Source organism: Fervidicella metallireducens AeB (assembly GCF_000601455.1).
GTDB lineage: Bacteria > Bacillota > Clostridia > Clostridiales > Caloramatoraceae > Fervidicella > Fervidicella metallireducens.
Map to the genome: position 1 here is coordinate 1 of NZ_AZQP01000160.1, position 562 is coordinate 562.

1 protein-coding gene is annotated in these 562 nt (G+C 24.6%); it reads left to right on the plus strand.

The genetic code is table 11. From position 1 onward, the window contains the following. The first annotated feature begins 148 nt into the window (after window positions 1-148). Window positions 149-430: a hypothetical protein gene (locus Q428_RS14280; protein WP_051515200.1), complete on the plus strand. Its 282-nt coding sequence runs from the start codon at window positions 149-151 to the stop codon at window positions 428-430. The last annotated feature ends 132 nt before the right edge of the window (window positions 431-562 follow it).

Consider the following 562-nt stretch of genomic DNA (forward strand, 5'->3'; position numbering starts at 1 on the left):
ATTAAATTTAAAAGGTATTGTTTCATATCGATTTTACATTAAGCGGTGTTTCATTATATAGTAGAGTAACTCTATTGTGTGGTCATTGATATATATTAATATTTAAAATATAATATAAATAGGACAACTGAATGAAAGGATGATATAAATGGAACAGTTACTTCAGCAGATAGTAAATGAGTTAAAAGAGATAAAGAATACCCAGATTGAATCTAACGAAAGACTTATTAGAATTGAAAAAAAGCTTGATGCGGTATATGAACAAACTGCTAATTTAACTGAGTTTAGAACTGAAACAAACATGAAATTTGACAGTTTAGATGAAAAAATGGATAATCTTCAAATTGATTTAAATAATCTTTCTGTAAAAACTATATGTAATGATAATAAAATTATTGAAATAAGTAGAAATCTTAAAAATGTAAAATAGCTCATAGCCTTTTAAAATATACAAAGGGATACAAAGGGACATTTAAGTGCTGTTATGCAATAGGATATGATATCAAGGTTGATATATAATATACATGGATTTTAAATAGGACAATTCATTAAGTATTAAAAA